Origin of the sequence: uncultured Bacteroides sp., assembly GCF_910586915.1 — a bacterium.
Lineage (GTDB): Bacteria > Bacteroidota > Bacteroidia > Bacteroidales > Bacteroidaceae > Bacteroides.
Map to the genome: position 1 here is coordinate 102,102 of NZ_CAJULN010000007.1, position 19,106 is coordinate 121,207.

Annotated in this window: 15 protein-coding genes; 12 read left to right on the forward strand and 3 right to left on the reverse strand. The window is 47.3% G+C overall.

Annotated features, from left to right (window positions below; genetic code table 11):
* Nucleotides 1-179: 179 nt before the first annotated feature.
* Nucleotides 180-3,350: a UvrD-helicase domain-containing protein gene (locus QZ331_RS04780; protein ID WP_294628507.1), complete on the forward strand. Its 3,171-nt coding sequence runs from the start codon at nucleotides 180-182 to the stop codon at nucleotides 3,348-3,350.
* 25 nt (nucleotides 3,351-3,375) lie between these two features.
* Nucleotides 3,376-6,243: a PD-(D/E)XK nuclease family protein gene (locus tag QZ331_RS04785; protein ID WP_294628509.1), complete on the forward strand. Its 2,868-nt coding sequence runs from the start codon at nucleotides 3,376-3,378 to the stop codon at nucleotides 6,241-6,243.
* 61 nt (nucleotides 6,244-6,304) lie between these two features.
* Here the strand turns inward: QZ331_RS04785 and QZ331_RS04790 are convergent, their stop codons facing one another.
* From QZ331_RS04790 to QZ331_RS04800, 3 genes are read right to left on the reverse strand one after another with little or no spacing between them, the layout of a single operon-like run.
* Nucleotides 6,305-6,850, reverse strand: coding sequence for a ParB/RepB/Spo0J family partition protein (locus QZ331_RS04790; RefSeq protein WP_294628510.1), 546 nt, complete (start codon nucleotides 6,848-6,850; stop codon nucleotides 6,305-6,307).
* Nucleotides 6,847-8,151 (reverse strand): DUF3440 domain-containing protein, encoded by a 1,305-nt coding sequence (locus tag QZ331_RS04795; RefSeq protein WP_294628512.1) that lies wholly within the window; start codon nucleotides 8,149-8,151, stop codon nucleotides 6,847-6,849. Before QZ331_RS04795 ends, QZ331_RS04790 begins: the two co-directional genes overlap by 4 nt.
* Before the next feature lie 4 nt (nucleotides 8,152-8,155).
* Nucleotides 8,156-8,563, reverse strand: coding sequence for a hypothetical protein (locus QZ331_RS04800; RefSeq protein WP_294628514.1), 408 nt, complete (start codon nucleotides 8,561-8,563; stop codon nucleotides 8,156-8,158).
* 293 nt (nucleotides 8,564-8,856) lie between these two features.
* On the opposite strand from QZ331_RS04800, the gene QZ331_RS04805 reads away from it, so the two are divergent.
* The 10 genes from QZ331_RS04805 (at nucleotide 8,857) to QZ331_RS04850 (ending at nucleotide 18,712) form a co-directional block, all read left to right on the forward strand.
* Nucleotides 8,857-10,080, forward strand: coding sequence for a site-specific integrase (locus QZ331_RS04805; RefSeq protein WP_294628515.1), 1,224 nt, complete (start codon nucleotides 8,857-8,859; stop codon nucleotides 10,078-10,080).
* The gene (locus QZ331_RS04810) at nucleotides 10,077-10,466 is read left to right on the forward strand and encodes a hypothetical protein (protein WP_287565767.1); all 390 of its coding nucleotides are present in this window, start codon (nucleotides 10,077-10,079) and stop codon (nucleotides 10,464-10,466) included. The genes QZ331_RS04805 and QZ331_RS04810 overlap by 4 nt, the downstream gene beginning before the upstream one ends.
* 324 nt (nucleotides 10,467-10,790) lie before the next feature.
* Nucleotides 10,791-12,002, forward strand: a complete 1,212-nt coding sequence (locus QZ331_RS04815; RefSeq protein ID WP_294628519.1) for a primase-helicase family protein — start codon at nucleotides 10,791-10,793, stop codon at nucleotides 12,000-12,002.
* A gap of 253 nt (nucleotides 12,003-12,255) precedes the next feature.
* On the forward strand, nucleotides 12,256-13,194 hold the full coding sequence (locus QZ331_RS04820; RefSeq protein ID WP_287565772.1) for a toprim domain-containing protein: 939 nt from the start codon (nucleotides 12,256-12,258) through the stop codon (nucleotides 13,192-13,194).
* 175 nt (nucleotides 13,195-13,369) lie between these two features.
* Entirely contained in the window at nucleotides 13,370-13,732 is a 363-nt protein-coding gene (locus QZ331_RS04825) for a MobC family plasmid mobilization relaxosome protein (RefSeq protein ID WP_294628534.1), read from the forward strand.
* A complete protein-coding gene (locus QZ331_RS04830) occupies nucleotides 13,729-14,670 on the forward strand; it encodes a relaxase/mobilization nuclease domain-containing protein (RefSeq protein ID WP_294628521.1) in 942 nt (313 codons plus the stop codon). Before QZ331_RS04825 ends, QZ331_RS04830 begins: the two co-directional genes overlap by 4 nt.
* 268 nt (nucleotides 14,671-14,938) lie before the next feature.
* Nucleotides 14,939-15,505, forward strand: a complete 567-nt coding sequence (locus QZ331_RS04835) for a Crp/Fnr family transcriptional regulator (RefSeq protein ID WP_294628523.1) — start codon at nucleotides 14,939-14,941, stop codon at nucleotides 15,503-15,505.
* A 5-nt stretch (nucleotides 15,506-15,510) separates the two neighbouring features.
* A complete protein-coding gene (locus tag QZ331_RS04840) occupies nucleotides 15,511-16,086 on the forward strand; it encodes a Crp/Fnr family transcriptional regulator (RefSeq protein WP_294628525.1) in 576 nt (191 codons plus the stop codon).
* Between the two features lie 99 nt (nucleotides 16,087-16,185).
* Nucleotides 16,186-18,498, forward strand: coding sequence for a TonB-dependent receptor (locus tag QZ331_RS04845; RefSeq protein WP_294628527.1), 2,313 nt, complete (start codon nucleotides 16,186-16,188; stop codon nucleotides 18,496-18,498).
* A gap of 34 nt (nucleotides 18,499-18,532) precedes the next feature.
* On the forward strand, nucleotides 18,533-18,712 hold the full coding sequence (locus QZ331_RS04850) for a hypothetical protein (RefSeq protein ID WP_294628529.1): 180 nt from the start codon (nucleotides 18,533-18,535) through the stop codon (nucleotides 18,710-18,712).
* The last annotated feature ends 394 nt before the right edge of the window (nucleotides 18,713-19,106 follow it).

Below are 19,106 nucleotides of genomic sequence, written 5' to 3' on the forward strand. Positions count from 1 at the left end.
ACCCGGAAAGAAAAAACATTTTTCTCCTGTTTTTATTTCTTTTCTCTACTTCTTTCACTATTTTTGTCTTACAGAATCAAAAATGAATGTCACGATTTCCGGTTGTGGGGAAAACGTTACATTCCGTTTCGGAGCCGGTGTTCTGTAAAAGTTATATTAATTCATCCAATAATCGAATAATGAGCGAACTCCTTGTTTATAAAGCCTCTGCCGGTTCGGGTAAGACTTTTACCCTTGCCGTAGAATATATTAAGCTACTCATTCTTAACCCGCGTGCCTACCGGCAAATCTTAGCTGTCACCTTCACCAACAAGGCCACGGCGGAGATGAAAGAACGTATCCTCAGCCAACTTTACGGCATCCGGACGGGCGATAAAGATTCCGCCGCCTACCTCAACCGTATCCAAGAAGAGACAGGCAAGACGGAACAGGAGATACGAGAGGCAGCCGGCCTTGCCCTCAGCTATATGCTGCACGACTACAGCCGTTTCCGCGTAGAGACCATCGACTCTTTCTTCCAGTCCGTCATGCGCAATTTAGCGAGGGAACTGGAGCTAAGCCCGAATCTGAATATCGAACTGAACAATACCGAAGTACTCAGCGAAGCCGTCGACAGCATGATTGAGAAGTTAGGTCCCACTTCCCCCGTCCTTGCCTGGCTGTTAGACTACATCAACGAGCGGATTGCCGACGACAAACGCTGGAACGTATCGGACGAAGTAAAGAGTTTCGGGCGCAACATCTTCGATGAAGGCTACATTGAGAAAGGAGAAAAACTCCGCGAGAAGCTGCGTCGTCCCGACACCGTGAAGGAATACCGCAAACAACTGAAAGCCTTAGAAACCGAAATCCTGGAGCAGATGAAAGGCTTCTACGACCAATTTGAAGGCGAATTGGACGGACACGCACTGACTGCCGACGATTTGAAGGGCGGCTCACGCGGAATAGGCAGCTACTTCCGCAAGCTCAACAACGGGATTTTAGGCAACGACATACGGAATGCCACCGTAGAGAAATGCCTCGAAGACGCCAAGAACTGGGCCGCCAAGACCTCTCCCCGCTATGCGGATATCCTTCGTCTGGCTCAGTCGAGCCTGATGCCAGTGCTGGAAGATGCCGAAAGGTTCCGTTCGCGAAACAATCTGCTGCTGAACAGTTGCCGGCTCTCCCTGCAACATCTCAATAAGGTACAGCTTCTTGCCAATATCGACGAAGAAGTGCGGCGTTTGAACCATGACAACAACCGATTCTTACTGTCCGACACCAATGCATTGCTCCACCAATTGGTGAAAGACGGCGACTCTTCTTTCGTATTCGAGAAAATCGGGACAAATATCCGCAACGTCATGATAGACGAGTTTCAGGATACCAGCCGGATGCAATGGGGCAACTTCAAACTGCTTTTGCTCGAAGGGCTTTCACAAGGTGCAAACAGCCTGATTGTAGGCGACGTGAAGCAATCCATCTACCGTTGGCGAAACGGTGACTGGGGAATTCTCAACGGGCTGAACGACTGTATCGACCATTTCCCCATCCGCGTGAAGACACTGGCTACCAACCGCCGCAGCGAAACCACCGTCATCCGGTTCAACAACCAGATCTTTACGGCTGCCGCCGACTACCTGAACGGTCTTTACAGACAGCAACTCGGCAAAGATTGCGAAGACTTGCAGAAAGCCTACGCCGATGTCGTACAGGAATCTCCCCGCGACACGGAGAAGGGATATGTGAAAGTCTCTTTTCTCGAACCCGACGAAGCGCACGACTATACCGAACAGACCCTAGCCAGCTTGGGAGCCGAGGTAGAACGCCTGCTTGCAGGCGGTGTACGGCTAAACGACATAGCCATTCTTGTGCGCAAGAACAAAAGCATTCCCCGCATTGCCGATTACTTCGACAAGGAGCTGCATTACAAAATCGTGTCTGACGAAGCCTTCCGCCTGAATGCTTCTTTAGCCATCTGCATGATGATGGATGCATTGCGCTACCTCTCGGACGAGAACAACAAGATAGCCCATGCCCAGTTGGCGGCCGCCTATCAGAACGAGGTCTTGCAGAAGGGGCTCGACTGGAATACGCTCCTGCTCCTGCCTGTCGAGAACTATCTCCCGCCCACCTTTCTCGAAAGGATAAAGGAGCTGCGGCTGATGCCTCTCTACGAATTGTTGGAAGAACTTTTCAGCATCTTCGAGTTGAAAAACATCCGGGCGCAGGACGCTTATCTGTTTGCCTTTTTCGATGCGGTGACCGACTATCTGCAAAGCAACTCTTCCGAGCTTGACGCCTTCATCCGCTATTGGGACGAGACCCTGTGCGGCAAGACGATTCCAAGTGGAGAGGTGGAGGGTATCCGCATCTTCTCCATCCACAAGTCCAAAGGCCTGGAATTCCACACGGTGCTCCTCCCCTTCTGCGACTGGAAGTTGGAGAACGAAACCAACAACCAGTTAGTATGGTGCGCCCCTCAGACGGAACCGTTCAATGCACTGGACATTCTTCCCATCAACTACTCCACGCAAATGGCCGAATCCATTTACGGCAACGACTACCTGCACGAACGGCTGCAACTGTGGGTCGACAATTTAAACCTGCTGTACGTTGCCTTCACCCGTGCGGGAAAGAACCTTATCGTCTGGAGTAAAAAGACACAGCGGGGAACCATGTCCGAGCTATTGGCAAACGCTCTCCCTGTCGTAGCGCTCAAAGAGGGCGTCGAATGGGAAGAAGATTGCTACGAGCAAGGCAGGCTATGTCCTTCGGAAGAGGAGAAAGCCCACACCTCGACCAACAAACTTACCCAAAAACCTGGGAAACTGCCCGTTCGGATGGAGTCCATGCGCCACGATATCGAGTTCCGCCAGTCGAACCGCTCGGCGGATTTCATACGGGGAATCGAGGAAGACGAGTCCGATGACCGTTTCATCAACCGCGGACGTCTGCTGCACACTCTGTTCTCCGTTATCGAAACGGCAGAAGACATCGAGCCGGCCATCGACCGTCTTATCTTTGAAGGAGTCATCCGAAACGAAGAGAAAGAGGAGATGGCGCGCGAAGTGGCGCAAAAGGCTTTCTCGCTGCCCGAGATACAAGACTGGTATTCGGGCGAGTGGACGCTGTTCAACGAATGTGCCATCATTTACCAGGAAAAAGGCGCGTTGCAGACTCGCCGCCCCGACCGTGTGATGATGAAAGACGGGCAGGTGGTAGTGGTCGACTTCAAATTCGGCAAGGAGAATCCCAAATACAACAAGCAGGTGAAAGGATATATGCAACTGCTCACCCGGATGGGTTACGGGAACATCACCGGATACCTGTGGTATGTAGACGAAGAAAGAATCGAAAAAGTATAAACCAATCCTATAATAAACAATCCCTATGCAAACATTTCTCCAACTGGTCGCTCACGATTTGTATGCCAAGATAGGAAACGACCTGTCGCGCACGGTGCTTGTTTTCCCGAACAAGCGTGCCCATCTGTTTTTCAACGAATACTTGGCAGGCGAATCCGACCGGCCGATTTGGGCGCCTGCCGCCATGAGCATCAGCGACCTGTTTCAGAAATTGTCCGTGCAGAAGGCGGGCGACCCCATACGGCTGGTGTGCGAGCTGTACAAAGTGTTCAAAGAAGAGACACAAAGCCAGGAGACGTTGGACGATTTCTACTTCTGGGGAGAGCTGCTCATCAGCGACTTCGACGATGTAGACAAGAACCTGGTGGAAGCCGACAAGCTGTTCGGCAACCTGCAGGACTTGAAGAATCTCATGGACGACTACGACTTTTTGGATAAGGAGCAGGAGGAAGCCATCCAGCAATTCTTCCAAAATTTCTCCATCGAACGCCGGACGGTGCTCAAAGAGAAGTTCATCTCCCTTTGGGACAAGTTAGGCACCATCTACCACCGCTACCGGGCGAGGCTGGCCGAATTGGGCATCGCCTACGAAGGTATGCTCTACCGCAACGTCATCGAGCGGCTCGATACGGAACAGATGGAGTACGACAAGTACATATTTGTCGGATTCAACGTGCTCAACAGGGTGGAACATCGGTTCTTCAAACTGCTGCAAGAGGCAGGCAAGGCGATGTTCTATTGGGATTACGACCTGTTCTACACCCGGCAAATCAAGAAGCACGAAGCGGGAGAGTTTCTGAAACGCAACTTGCAGGATTTCCCCAACGAGCTTCCCGAGAGCTGTTTCGACCTCTTCAAGTCGCCCAAGAAGATACGCTACATCTCCGCTTCAACCGAGAATGCGCAGGCACGCTTCCTTCCCGAATGGGTACGCGCCACGCTCTCCGGCAGCGAAAGCGAGGAGAAGGAGAACGCCGTCGTACTCTGCAACGAGGCATTGCTGCTGCCCGTGCTCCATTCCATTCCGCAGGAGGTGAAGAATGTCAATATCACGATGGGATTTCCCCTGGCGCAGACTCCAGTCTACAGCTTTATCCATGCGGCGATGGAGTTGCAGACCAACGGTTACCGCACGGATACCGGACGGTTTGCCTACGAAGCGGTGGCAGCCATCCTAAAGCATCCCTACACCCGCCAACTATCGGCGCAGGCCGACCGCCTGGAGGATGAACTGACAAAGACCAACCGCTTCTACCCGCTCCCGTCCGAGCTGCAACAAGATGCTTTCCTCTCCTACCTCTTCACGCCGCGCAGAGGTATCAGGGAGCTGTGCGAGTACCTTGTAGGGCTTATAAAGGAGGTCTCCGTCCTGTACCGCCAGGAGGGAGAATACAGCGACATCTTCAACCAACTGTACAGGGAATCGCTCTTCCAGAGCCACCTGAAAATCAACCGTCTCTACGGCCTGATTGAAGATGGCGAGCTAAACGTGCGCACCGATACGCTGAAGCGGCTGATAAGCAAGGTGCTCACCACTTCCAACATCCCGTTCCACGGCGAGCCTGCCATCGGTATGCAGGTGATGGGGGTATTGGAGACGCGTAACCTCGACTTCCGCAACCTCGTGATGCTGTCGCTCAACGAGGGGCAACTACCCAAATCGGGCGGAGAGTCTTCGTTTATCCCCTACAACCTGCGCAAAGCCTTCGGCCTGACGACCATCGAACACAAGAATGCGGTGTACGCTTATTACTTCTACCGGCTGATACAGCGCGCGGAGAACATCACGTTGCTCTACAACACTTCGTCGGACGGACTGAACCGTGGCGAGGAGTCGCGCTTCATGCTACAACTGTTGGTAGAGGGGCCGCACGAAATCACCCGCGAATACCTGGAGGCGGGGCAGTCGCCGCAAAGCATCGGCGAGATACGGATTGAAAAGACGCCGGAGGTGTTAAGGCGTCTCCGGCGGGCTTACGACAATACGAATCCGAGGGCGGTCATTCTTTCGCCTTCCGCCCTCAATGCCTATCTCGACTGCCGGCTGAGGTTCTACTACCGCTACGTGGCAGGGCTGAAAACGCCGGACGAAGTGAGCGCAGAGATAGACTCAGCACTATTCGGTACGATATTCCACCTCTCCGCCCAGTTGACCTATACGGACCTGACGGCAAACGGGAAGCTGATTCAGAAAGAGGATTTAGAACGTTTGCTGCGCGACGAAGTGCGGCTACAAGGATATGTCGACCGTGCCTTCAAGAAAGAGCTGTTCAAGGTGGGTGCCGACGAGAAGCCGGAATACAATGGCGTGCAGCTTATCAACTCCAAAGTGATAGTCTCTTATCTGAAACAGTTGTTGCGCAACGACTTGCAGTATGCTCCTTTCGAGATGGTTGCTATGGAAGAACCTGTTTCGGAGGAGGTGGATATCCGTACGTCGCAGGGGCCGTTCACGCTCCGCTTAGGGGGAACGGTAGACCGCATGGACGCCAAAGGGGGAACGCTGCGGATTGTGGATTATAAAACCGGGGGAAGCCCGAAGACACCTGCCAACATCGGGCAACTGTTTACACCTTCGGAGACACGCCCGAATTATATCTTCCAGACGTTTCTCTATGCTTCCATCCTTTGTCGGAAGCAACCGTTGATGGTAGCTCCTGCCCTGCTCTATATCCACCGGGCTGCATCGGAGAGTTACTCGCCTGTGATAGAGATGGGCGAACCGCGCAAACCTAAGATGCCGGTGAATAACTTTGCTTTCTTCGAGGATGAATTCCGCGAACGGCTGCAAGAGCTGTTGGAGGAGATTTTTGACGAGAAGGAGGCGTTCACGCAGACGGAGGATGTGAAGCGATGCCTGTATTGCGATTTCAGGGCGATGTGCAAGCGGTGATTCACCACGGAATTCCTGTGATTCCTGTAATTCCAGGAATTCCGTGGCGACTCTTTCCCCTTTACAGCATTTTCCGTTCCGTCTCCGCCGTAGGGAGCACCTCTTCGGGGATGCTGAACTCCCGGTTGGCGAAGAGGTCTGCCAGTCCTGAAATCTGTTTCAGGCGCAGCAGTTCGTCGCGGTCCATCCCGATATTCTTCATAATCCACTGGTCGGACATTCCCGCTTTGTCGAGTTCGGCGACGATGTTGCACATCAGTTCGATGTTGTGCATCCCGCGTGCGCGGTTGTGGCGTATGGTGGAGCTCATCCGGTTCGACAAATCCTTGTCGATGACCACTACCGGCAGCAGTCCGTTTTCGCGCTTATAGATGCGCTGTGAAGTTTTGAGCACTGTGTAGCGGTGGTAGCCGTCTACCAAAATATAATGGTCGGCGTCCTTGTCGTAGTAACATACGCACGGCATGGTGAAGCCGTCCTCCCAGATGGAGAGTTCGAGCAGCTTCATTTCGGGCGGTGCAACGACATTCGGATTGTAATCGTTGGCAAACACCTTCTCTACGGGCACCGCCTTCACCGCGTAAACAGGACTTTTAAATACACTCATGACACTATGATTTTATATTGTTCCATAACTTGACTTCTCCTGCTCATCTCCTCCTTTGTGGGCGAGAAACCCATGTACTTGCAAGCATGATCGTTCTTGATGATACAGACACACATCCGCTTGTAGGTAGGTATCTCCCTGAATTCGGGAATGTCGATATCGTCCTGATACTCCATGCGCACAGGCTTCTTGAGCGTTTTGTAATTGCTGGTATCCATGACGACAATCGGTATTTTGGCGTCGATAAGTTTCTGTATCGTCGAGTCGCTGAGACACCCGCCTTTGGTGCGCCAGAAATTGACGCTTACCGACAGCTTGCGCAGGTAATTCTTGCGTGCCCGTTCGGGCAAGGTATTGAGCAGGAAATACATGAACTCGCGCCATGTGTATCCTTCGGGCAGTTTCACCGTCTGCCACCCCATTGCGTGGGTCCCGCCGTACATACCGGTGAAGTTCACTCCATTCACCCGTCCTATCATCTTTCCCCACGTGTTGGGGTCGAGCACGCGGTAGAGCTGGAGGCTCTCCTGCGCTTCGTTGATGAAGGGACTTGCCACGCGCTGCCGTTCGAGGTTGACCCCCGCCCGGTAATAGAGGTCGTACAGCGTATTGTAGTCCCACTGGAATTTGCCGTTTGCCGTCCATATGTCCGTTGTTTTCCAGTCGAAGATGGGATATGCGTTGTAGATGTCGTTTCCCACTTTCGATGTCCACCTGTAGTTGTGATACATCTGATACTTGCGGCTCATGTTGATGCACCGCCACCTGTTGAAACTCTCCTGCGTGCGGATACCGATGAGACAGCAGGTGCGCACGGCGTCTTTCTTCGTGTGCAGCCATTGGGCGAAGCGCATCTGGAATTCGTAGTCCCACATCTTGGTGTTGTAGAAGGGGAAGTCCTCCTTCGTCATTGCCTTCTTGGGCATGGGCCGCACCCATATATTCTGCTTGCTGTCCTCCCACGGGCGCCAGAACGACTGGTACATCGACGTGCACGTAGCCACGCGGAAAGGCACGCACACGCGATAGACGTCGAGTATGTCCTTGTTGGCCGCCAATATCCGGTCTACGTAGTCGATGGTCATCTGATATTGTATCTCGTAGTCCATGTGGAAGACGCCTATGCGCCGTTTGAGGTTGTTCTTGCGGATGTAGTCGATGCACAGGTTGAGCAGCACCCCGCTGTCTTTCCCTCCCGAGAAGGAGACATAGACGTTGTCGAACTCGTCGAAGATGACTTTCAGACGCTCCTGTGCCAGCTCGTAGACATTCTTCGTACCTTTTGTTTTCTTTTTAGCCATAAGTTCATCTAAGCATTTTAACGTACCGTGTCCAGTTCTTGTCGAGGGATGCGAATTCGAACTGCTCGAATATCTCCTTGTCCTGCACCAGTGTCACCGAATGGAGCATCCATTTGTCCTGGCTGAATTCGGTGATGGCGGCTACCAACAGTGCCGACAATATATCTTCGCGTTCGGTTTTCTCGGCGTTGACGTAGTAATTGTTGATGACGGCTTTCTTGCCGCTCTTCTGCTCTACGGGCACGAAGCCCACTACCTTCCTCTCCTTCATCGCGACAAACCACACGTAGTTTTCGGCAGTCTTGAAAGGGTAATTGTTATTGGCGCGCAGCACTTCAGGGTCCATCACCAACGGAGCCAGAAGCCGGTACAGATGTTTGTCTTTTCCTTTTAATTGTATTACCTGTATCATAGTAGTTTAAGAATATCGATACAAAGTTACTACAAATCTCTGGAAAAGGCTAATAAAAAGGGCGAAAAGTCTTCGTAACGTCTGTTTATAAGGCGTTTGCGAGGACAAAAGAGGACAGACAAAAAACGGGGTAACGCAAAGGAAAGCGGATTTATGAAGCCGTTAGGTTTTCAAATCATTACCCGGCGAAATGCTATTTTTAACACGTGGCACTGACATTTTCTCCGTATGGCTGTGTTTGGCTTACAAGGTCTAACTCGTTGATACTTAATTTTGCAATCAAAAAAACGAGTATGGCAAGAAGCACATTCAAAGTGCTGTTCTACGTGAACGGCAGCAAGGAGAAAAACGGTATTGTCCCCATCATGGGACGGGTTACAATCAACGGGACTGTGGCGCAGTTCAGTTGCAAACAGAGTGTCCCGAAAACGCTTTGGGACATCAAGGGCAACCGGGCTAAAGGCAAGAGCCGCGAGGCACGGGACATCAATCTTGCATTGGACAACATCAAAGCGCAAATCATCAAACATTACCAGCGCATATCCGACCGTGAAGCATTCGTTACGGCTGAAATGGTACGCAATGCCTATCAGGGCATCGGTAGCGAGTATGAGACGCTACTAAAAGCATTCGACCGTGAGAACGAGGTGTTCAAGAAGCGTGTCGGTAAGGACAGGGTGATGGCTACCTATCGGGCACGTGTACGGGCAAGAAACCATGTAGCCGCCTTTATCAAGTCGTTTTACAGGCGCAGCGATATGTCCATGTTGGAACTTACACCCGACTTCATCAAGGAGTTCGCCGCATACCTCTCAACGGAAGCAGGATTGCGGAACGGTTCGATATGGGCAAACTGTATGTGGCTGAAAGGCGTGGTCATGAAAGCGCATTATAACGGACTGATACCGCGCAATCCTTTCATCCAGTTCCATATCAGCCCCAATGTAAAGGAACGCGAGTATCTGACAGAAGATGAACTGAAAGCGGTCATGACACATGAGTTTGCAGACAGCAAGCTCGCATACATCCGTGACATTTTCATCTTTGCCAGTTTCACCGCCTTGTCATTCGTGGACATTCAGGAACTGACGAATGACAACATCGTGGAGGTGAACGGCGAGAAGTGGATATTGTCCAAACGCCACAAGACAAAAGTCCCATTCCAAGTGAAGCTGCTGGATATACCCTTGCAGATAATCGAACGCTACCGACCGATGCAGAGGGACAACTTTGTGTTTCCCGGACTGAACTACTGGTCCATCTGTAAGCCGCTGAAACGGATGATAAAGGAATGCGGCATAAACAAGTCAATATCATTCCATTGCAGTCGTCACGGCTTCGCAACGTTGGCTTTGAGTAAGGGGATGCCCATCGAGAGTGTAAGCCGTGTATTGGGACATACGAACATTGTCACGACTCAGATATACGCAAAAATAACTACTCAGAAACTAGACAACGACCTGACCATGTTCGGCAACAAACTCAATCAGTCGTTTAACAAAATTTCAATGGGATGAGTATGGGAAGAAACATCATAACAATGAGTGAATCCGGCAATATCATCATGCCGAATAATGTCGCCAGCATTTGGATGAGTGAGCCGGAATTGGTGGAACTGTTCGGGGTAATCGTCCCGACACTCCGTGCCGCCATCAAAGCCGTATATAAAAGCAGCGTATTGAAAGGGCAAGAGGCACAGAAGTATGTCCGGCTGGAGAACGGCTATCATGCCGATGTGTTCAGTTTCCCGATGGTAGTCGCGCTTGCTTTCCGCATCAACAGCTTCGGTGCGGAGCAGGTGCGCAATGCTATTATTGAAAGGCTGTACTTGCGAAAAGAGAAAACAACGTTCTTCTTTTCGCTGGGTATTCACAATCTGAATATGTCTAATTATCAGGCATAAAGTCCAATGATATGGCGACATGAAATAGTGAAACCGACAAATCTTTATGTGTCAATTTATTGCCGATAAAACGCATTATCAATAAAACGTACTGCTGATAAAACGTATTGGTGGTCAGTTGAACAGACGTATTGCCGTTTTACCAGCAATACGTATTACCAACAAAAGTCCGAAGAAGTACCTTTTTCGGGCTTTTGTCGTATGCTTTTAAGCCAAATCCAAGAAATTTATACGTGAGTCACGTGTGGGTTGTCAATCCGTCTTGTTTGTATTGCCGAATTTTGCGCCAAACAAACATCCGACAATCATAAAATCAAGATGCCGATGAAGAAAGAAAATACCGGAAACGGAAAAGAGGAGTTTATCCGTGTAGGTACGACCCTCTACAAGTTAGTGAACCAGCCCCGTCTGAACGGTGGCTATGTGAGGAAACGTATCGTGTGGAACAACGAGACGCTGCGGCAGGACTACGGCAAGGACTATCTCGCCACTGTGCCGAAGTATGACGGCTTTTGCACAGTTCCCGACCATGTGGGCTACCGTCCCGTGGTGGACAAGTTCCTGAACCTCTATGAGCCGATAGAGCACCTCCCACAACAAGGCGAGTTTCCCAGTATCCGGTCATTGGTGCGCCACATCTTTGGCGAGCAATACGAGTTGGGCATGGATTACTTGCAATTGCTCTACCTGCAACCTGTACAGAAACTCCCCATCCTTTTACTGGTATCGGAAGAACGCAATACAGGCAAGAGTACGTTCCTTAATTTCCTGAAAGCCTTGTTTCAGAACAATGTCACGTTCAACACCAACGAGGACTTCCGCAGCCAGTTCAATTCCGACTGGGCAGGGAAACTCCTTATCGTGGTGGACGAGGTGTTGCTCAACCGCAGGGAGGACAGCGAGAGGTTGAAGAACCTCAGCACCACACTCTCCTACAAGGTGGAAGCCAAAGGCAAAGACCGTGACGAGATAGCCTTCTTCGCCAAGTTCGTGCTGTGTTCCAACAACGAGTATCTGCCTGTCATCATTGACGCTGGCGAGACACGCTATTGGGTGCGAAAGATAAGCCGCTTGCAATCTGACGATACCAATTTCCTGCAAAAGCTGAAAGCGGAAATCCCGGCTTTCCTGTATCATTTGCAGCACAGGACGATGGCAACGAAAAAAGAAAGCCGGATGTGGTTTGCCCCGTCATTACTGCATACCGAAGCCTTGCAAAAGATTATCCGCAGCAACCGTAACCGTCTGGAAATCGAGATGTGCGAGCTTATACTCGACATCATGGACAGTACAGGCACGGACACGTTCTCATTCTGCTATAACGATATTCTTCTTTTGTTAATACACTCGCAGGTAAAGGTAGAAAAGCACCAAGTCCGGAAAGTCTTGCAGGAGTGCTGGAAGCTCACACCTGCATCCAACGGGCTGACCTATACCACCTACCAGTTCAACTATAATCGGGAGTGTCGATATGAGCCGATAAAAAGAGTCGGTCGTTTCTACACCGTCACAAGGGAACAGCTTGAATCCCTGTAATACCATTCTTCTTTTGTTGAATTGATGAATAAGGATATAATTATGCTGATAATTAACAATATATATTCTCAACAATTTCTCAACAATCGAAAAAACTGTTGAGAGAGGAACAGCATCCGTTTATTGTTTTCTCTTTTGTCAAGTGGTTTGTTGAGAAGATGTTGAGTACTTATAATGCTGTATATAAATATGTTGTACCTATCATTCATCAAATCAACGTTTTTACATCCACTATCAAATCCTCTGTAAAATCATGAACATCCAAGAAGCCAAACAAATCAGAATCGCAGACTATCTGCAAAGTCTGGGCTACACGCCCGTAAAGCAACAGGGAAACAGCCTGTGGTACAAATCCCCGTTCCGGCAGGAAACGGAAGCCTCGTTCAAGGTGAACTCTGACCGTAACCTGTGGTTCGATTATGGACTGTGCAGGGGCGGCAACATCATCGCACTGGCGCAGGAGCTATACGCATCCGACCATGTGCCTTATCTGCTCAACAAGATAGCGGAACAGGCTCCACACATCCGTCCCGTGTCTTTCTATTTTCGCCAGCAGGCATCCGAACCGAGTTTCCAACATCTGGAAGTGGAAGAACTCACCCATCCGGCATTACTTCGCTATTTACAGGAACGGGGTATAGACATCGCTTTGGCAAAACTGGAATGTAGGGAACTGCACTTCGTTCATAATGGCAAGCCTTATTTTGCCATCGGTTTTCCGAATGTGGCGGGAGGATATGAGGTGCGCAACCGTTTCTTCAAGGGCTGTATTGCACCGAAGGACATCAGCCATATCCGGCAGCATGGAGAGCCGAGGGAGAAATGCCTCGTGTTCGAGGGAATGACGGACTACCTTTCATTTCTTACGTTGCGGATGAAGAACTGCCCGGCCATAGCTAACCTTGATGGGCAGGATTACGTCATTCTCAATTCGGTTGCCAATGTTTCCAAAGCCATAGACGTGCTACACGGGTACGAGCGCATCCACTGTCTGCTCGATAATGACGAGGCGGGAAGAAGAGCGTATTGGGAACTGGAGAGGGAGTTTGCCGGACGCATCAGGGATTTCTCCGACAACTACAAAGGGCACAAAGACCTGAACGATTACCTCTGCGGCAAGCGACAGGAATTAGTCATTAGTCCACCATCACGAACCATCGTAAAACCGAAGAAGAAAGGATTGGGATTATGACATTCCGAATGGGAAAACGGGAGCTGCCCGAAATTCATTCCCTGAAGATTGGAAGGTAGCAAGTTTGTGTTTCGGGTGTACCGAACCCGCTTGCTACCCACCCATCCATATTGCAGGAGGTGGAATCCCGTCGGTCTATACAGTATAACCAGTAACAACATTGAAGAATCAGAATATGGAACACAAGGAATATAGGAAACGTAACAAGGGCGGTCGCCCGAAGAAAGGGGCGACTGAAAAGCTGAGCTATCGCATCAGTGTGAAGATGGCGGCAGCCGACTACTTCCGCTTGCTGACACGGGCGCATGAAGCGGGCGTATCGCCGAGCGAGTACATGAGGGAATGTTACCGGAACGGCCATGTGAAAGAACGATTATCAGAGGAACACGCCGGATACATCCGCCAGCTTTGCGGCATGGCGAACAATCTCAACCAACTTGCGCACAAGGCGAACGCCGGAGGCTTTCAGGATGAAAGGTGGGACTGCAAGATGGCAGTGGCAAGGATTCACGAACTCTTGACCAAGATTGGGATATGATGGCGAAAATTGTAAAGGGCAGCGACTTTAAAGGTGTGGTGAATTACATTCTTGACAAAGACAAGAATGCTCAAGTTGTCGCATACGAAGGCTTGTTTATGGAAAACAGGGACACCATAGCCATGAGTTTCAATGCCCAGTCGCGGATGAACAGCAAGGTGTCGAAACCTGTCGGACATATTGCATTGAGTTTTTCAAAAGAGGATGAGCCACGCTTGACGAACCGCGTAATGGCAGATATCGCACTTGAATATCTGGAAAAGATGGGAATCAAGAACACGCAGTTCTTCATCGCCCGTCACTTCGACAAGGAACATCCGCACGTACATATCGCCTTCAACCGAATCGACAACAACGGCAACACCATTTCTGACAGGAACGAGCGGTTGCGCAGTACCCGTATCTGCAAGGAGCTTACGCAGAAGTATGGCTTGCACATGGCAAACGGAAAGGATAATGTCAAACGCAACCGCCTGAAAGAGCCGGACAAGACGAAATACGAGCTTTACGACATCCTCAAAACGGAAGTCGGCAGGTGCGGCAATTGGAACGTATTTGTTGCCAACCTGAAACGGCATGGCGTGGAAGTGTATTTCAGATACAAGGGACAGACCAACGAGATACAGGGCGTAGTCTTCACCAAGAACGGATACCGTTTCAACGGTTCCAAGGTGGACAGGCGTTTCTGTTATTCCAAGATTGACGCAACCTTACGACGCAATAGGTATGAGGAACGTATGGGAATGACAGCCAAAGTACATGAAACGGCTACACCAAGCGTACCATCCGGAACGGCACACGGCGACTTATTCAACGGTTCGTTGGGACTACTGAACGGCAACAGCTCATCTTTCAACGCCGCTGATGCGGAAGCCAATCAGGAAATGGCGGAGATACTTCGCAGAAAGAAGAAACGCAAACGGGGAATGAGGTTGTAACTACCGCAGATACGCAGTCCGGCAAATGAGCGAAATCCATCGGGAAATTTCATCGCTGACCATATCATTATCGGGCAGCCAGTATTATATGCGAAAGACAAAAACCGTCCCAAAAGTATGAAAATATAGAACTTTCATTGATTTGAAAAGCCATTTGGAGTGAACTTTGCTCTGAATGGCTTTATTTCTCAACAGAATTAAGGACTATTCGGATTAAAATGCTTAACTTTGCAAATGGTTGTAGCGCAGTTATATTAAACAATTAAGAATGGCAAACTTTAACCCGTATATAGATAAGATTGATATGGACTTTTGGCGCGAACTTTGCGCTAAAGAGGGGAAGTTATGCCTTTATAAAAAGGGTGATTATTTTCTTCATTGTGGAGATATAACAAGAAATGTATGGGGATTTATCAAAAAAGGATATTTCAAATACTCCGTGACCGATTCAGAAGGTAATACACATATAACCGGTTTTTCATTTTGCGACACGCCATTGGGTGACTATTCAAGTCTTGTATTGAAAACTCCAGCCGTTACTGATATTATAGCGGCTACAGATGCGGAAGTATTGGTTTGTAACCGCAACATTGTTGATGAACTCTTTGAAAAAGACTTTAAGTTACATTGTGTCATATCAGACGGATTTTTTCACCAGACATATGATAGGTTTTTGAATCTGTATCGCCAATCTGCGAAGGAACGTTATATTCATATATTAGAATATTGTCCTAATATTCTTCAAAATATAACGCTCAAAGAATTAGCATCATATCTGCAAATCACGCCGACATACCTTAGCCGCATTCGCAAAGAAATTACTTTTGAAAAATAGAGCAGATGAAAAGCAAGGCTAATTTTAACCCATATATAGATAAGATAGACCTGAATTTTTGGTGTGAACTTTGCGTCAAAGAGGGTAAACTTTGCCATTATAAAAAGGGAGAGTATTTTCTTCATCGCAGAGAAACACCTAAGTATTTCGGTTTCATTACATCCGGTGCTTTTAAATATACTATCATTGATACTGATGGAAATGAACATATCACGGGGCTTGCATTGTGCGATACTTTAGCCGGAGACTTCTATAGTTCCATTCGGAAGGAATCGTCATTGGTGGCTCTTCAAGCGATAACCGATTCAGACGTATGGGTTTGTAGCACTAATCTTTTTAGACAAATACTGAAAGAAAATATAGAATTACGCTGCGTTATGGCAGAAGAGTTATTTCGGCAAACTCATGACAGATACCTCAATCTTTATCGGCAATCTCCCAAAGAACGGTATTGGGAGTTGATAAGACGCTGTCCTAATATATTGCAAGATATTACGCTCAAAGAACTTGCCTCCTATCTGCAAATTACGCCGACCTATCTTAGCCGTACCCGCAAAGAAATTACTTTTGGCAAGGAATAATACTCTCAAATAAGTGCCTGTAATGCAACTCTCAAAATAGTTTGAGAGTTGTTTCGTTTTATACCCGTAATTTTGCAACCAAAAAAACTTGCAAATCTTATGAGAAGATTAAAGGTCATTTTTCTAATGTTATGTTGTGTGTTGTATTCTGTCTCGGCCTGGAGTCAGCACACAGTCAAAGGGGTTGTCAAAGATAAGGATATACAGCCCATTGTCGGTGCAAGCGTAATAATACGCTCTTTGCAAGACACGCTGAATCATAAAGGATGTATCACCGATGAAAATGGACAATTCACTATAGAGAAAATAAAGTCCGGCAAGTATCGTATTGAAATATTATTCATCGGTTATACGGACTATCGGCAAGAATTAGAATTAGACCAATCTCTTGATTTAGGAGAAATAGTATTATCAGAAAACACCATGTTATTGGATGTAGTAGTAGTCACCGCAAGCATGGTCAAGAGATTCGCGGACAAGAAAGAATATAAACTTACCAACATAGAGAAAGGACAATACAGCAGTGCATTGTCTGCATTGGAACATCTGCCCAAAATACAGGTTATCGACCAAACTGTCAATTCGGTAGACGGGAAAGCGGTAAAAATTTTGATAAACGGCATTCCTTCTACACCGACTGACCTTTCTGTAATTTCTCCTGAAAATATCTCTAAAATAGATTATTACACCCAGCCACCTATCCAATATTCCAACATGGGATTAGGTGCAGTAATCAATGTCGTGACTAAAGAAAAGCACAATGGAGGTTCTGTCGGATTAAACACCCAAAATGCAGTAACTACCGGATTCGGAAACAATGTAGTGAATTTCAAATATAACTGGGGAAACTCGCAACTTGGAGTAACATACAACATCAACTACCGCAACTACAACAAACGCATATTGGATGAAAATATGACTTATGCTGTAGGAGGCAAAACTTATCAAAAACAAAAGACAGGCAAGAACAGTCCATACGCATACGAACAGCAATTGGCTGAAATCAGTTTTAACAATTCTAAGCCGGACAACTATATTTTCAGTACCAAACTCTCATTCAATTCTCTGAACCGCAGACGTTCTTCCAAGCAGGATATTTTTTCTACTATTGACGATGTGGTATTTGAAAAATTTGGAGAAAGTTCCGATAAAGACAAATACATCAGTCCTGTAATGGATATGTATTTCAGCAAAATATTTAATGCTAAGCATGAGTTGACGATGAATCTTGTAGGAACTTACTACAAATCCGATTATGACTATCAATATTCCGAATTGAGTGATGGAGTGACTGATTTTGAAACGGCAACGAATATAAATCTCGATAAGTATTCGCTTATCGGGGAAGCCATATATAACTACAATATGAAGACGGCACAGTTATATGTTGGCACTCGGTATATGTACAACAACAGTACGCAAAAGAATCTCTCTTCAAACAATCAGACACAGACAAATGAAATCTATTCATATCTCGGAATCACAGGTATGCTTGGTAAGAAATTCAATTACAGTGTCAGTGCTGGAGTGAACGGCAATATATTTACTACAATTGAGAATAAGAAATACAAGTTCGTTTATTTCAGACCACAGGTGAAACTTGGTTATTTTATAGATGAAAGTTCAGATTTGACATTCAATTACGAAGTGAATACGGAGAATCCTGCCGTATCTTCATTGACTTATAATCCTTATTACAAGGATGCGAACTATCTGTATGCAGGAAATCCAAATTTGAAACCAAGTAACAATCATGACTTGTCATTATCTTATTTCAAAGGATTCAAGAAATTTGTGATAAACGCAGAAATCGGTTATAAGTATACGAAAGATGCGATAGCTCCTATCTTCCAATCAGACAATACGAATATTATAGAAACATTCGGTAATTTGGACAATGCCCAAAATATAAAGGCAAGCCTGTTTTTGCAGTGGTATCCATTCTCGAATAATATTCTGCGCCTAAGACTATATTCTGAAGTTTTCCACCAGATCAATGTTTTGGGAAGCGAGAAATGGAATCATACAGGCTATTCTTTCATACCTTCCATAAACTTTGCTTACAAAAAATGGGGAGTTTCTGTATTCTATCAGACTGAAAAGAAATCCCTCGTTGGTCAGACAATGAAAACTATCCCAAGTATGGCAAGTGTAGAATTGTCGTACAGCCCGATTAAAAACCTTACTCTGACTGGAGGAATAAGATACCCGTTCTATGACTCATGGAAACAGACAACCTCTGTATCAGGAACACAATTATTACAACGAGCAGAGACAGAACGCATCATCAACAATGCCAATATGGTCTATATCAACCTTGTATATAATTTCACATTTGGCAAAAACAAGCCCAACTTGAAGTTAAAAATGCAAAACAAAGACAAGGATTCAGGAATACTTAATAGATACTGATTTATTCTTCAAAATATATTATAATAGCAACAATATGAAAAAGAAACTTACCCTATTTGCGGCAATCATCGCCTGCACCCTTCTCAGCCTCACCTCCTGTGAAAAGCATGACGGTATCAACTACCTCAAATCCAAATGTACGGCTGATCTGAACGGACAGACGTACATTGACAAACAACCTTACGGAAACAGCATAAAATCTCGTTTGATATGAATGTGTCGTACAATACTAAAGATGTTTCTTACTATACCGAAACTCCAATGAAACTCTATCTGTATGGGCAATTGAAAAAACGTTTCAAGGCGTGCCAATTATCCTTATATGGTTTTTGTAACCTATATATGTATGACGGAAAGATGACAACACATTGGCGGAATAAGTATGAAACCGATAATATACAACGTATCAGTCTAATTAAAGGGGAACCTATCGGTGTCGGTCTTCGTTTCAACTACTATTTTGGGAACAAGAAAGTGAATGGAACAAATGAGCGTAAAACTTCCGGTTCAGAGGCGAAGAGAAGGTTATAATTAAAAATCCATGTATAATATCAAACTAAAAAATTGGATAATATGAACTATCAACTTAAATTGTGGAGCATGATATT

Bases quoted from the DNA above. Each gene is read 5' to 3' on its own strand.
- QZ331_RS04800 (WP_294628514.1), bottom strand. From the start codon at position 8,563: ATGATACAGGTAATACAATTAAAAGGAAAAGACAAACATCTGTACCGG.
- QZ331_RS04845 (WP_294628527.1), top strand. From the start codon at position 16,186: ATGAGAAGATTAAAGGTCATTTTTCTAATGTTATGTTGTGTGTTGTAT.
- QZ331_RS04810 (WP_287565767.1), top strand. From the start codon at position 10,077: ATGAGTATGGGAAGAAACATCATAACAATGAGTGAATCCGGCAATATC.
- QZ331_RS04830 (WP_294628521.1), top strand. From the start codon at position 13,729: ATGATGGCGAAAATTGTAAAGGGCAGCGACTTTAAAGGTGTGGTGAAT.
- QZ331_RS04805 (WP_294628515.1), top strand. From the start codon at position 8,857: ATGGCAAGAAGCACATTCAAAGTGCTGTTCTACGTGAACGGCAGCAAG.
- QZ331_RS04825 (WP_294628534.1), top strand. From the start codon at position 13,370: ATGGAACACAAGGAATATAGGAAACGTAACAAGGGCGGTCGCCCGAAG.
- QZ331_RS04835 (WP_294628523.1), top strand. From the start codon at position 14,939: ATGGCAAACTTTAACCCGTATATAGATAAGATTGATATGGACTTTTGG.
- QZ331_RS04850 (WP_294628529.1), top strand. From the start codon at position 18,533: ATGAAAAAGAAACTTACCCTATTTGCGGCAATCATCGCCTGCACCCTT.
- QZ331_RS04785 (WP_294628509.1), top strand. From the start codon at position 3,376: ATGCAAACATTTCTCCAACTGGTCGCTCACGATTTGTATGCCAAGATA.
- QZ331_RS04780 (WP_294628507.1), top strand. From the start codon at position 180: ATGAGCGAACTCCTTGTTTATAAAGCCTCTGCCGGTTCGGGTAAGACT.
- QZ331_RS04840 (WP_294628525.1), top strand. From the start codon at position 15,511: ATGAAAAGCAAGGCTAATTTTAACCCATATATAGATAAGATAGACCTG.
- QZ331_RS04820 (WP_287565772.1), top strand. From the start codon at position 12,256: ATGAACATCCAAGAAGCCAAACAAATCAGAATCGCAGACTATCTGCAA.
- QZ331_RS04815 (WP_294628519.1), top strand. From the start codon at position 10,791: ATGAAGAAAGAAAATACCGGAAACGGAAAAGAGGAGTTTATCCGTGTA.
- QZ331_RS04790 (WP_294628510.1), bottom strand. From the start codon at position 6,850: ATGAGTGTATTTAAAAGTCCTGTTTACGCGGTGAAGGCGGTGCCCGTA.
- QZ331_RS04795 (WP_294628512.1), bottom strand. From the start codon at position 8,151: ATGGCTAAAAAGAAAACAAAAGGTACGAAGAATGTCTACGAGCTGGCA.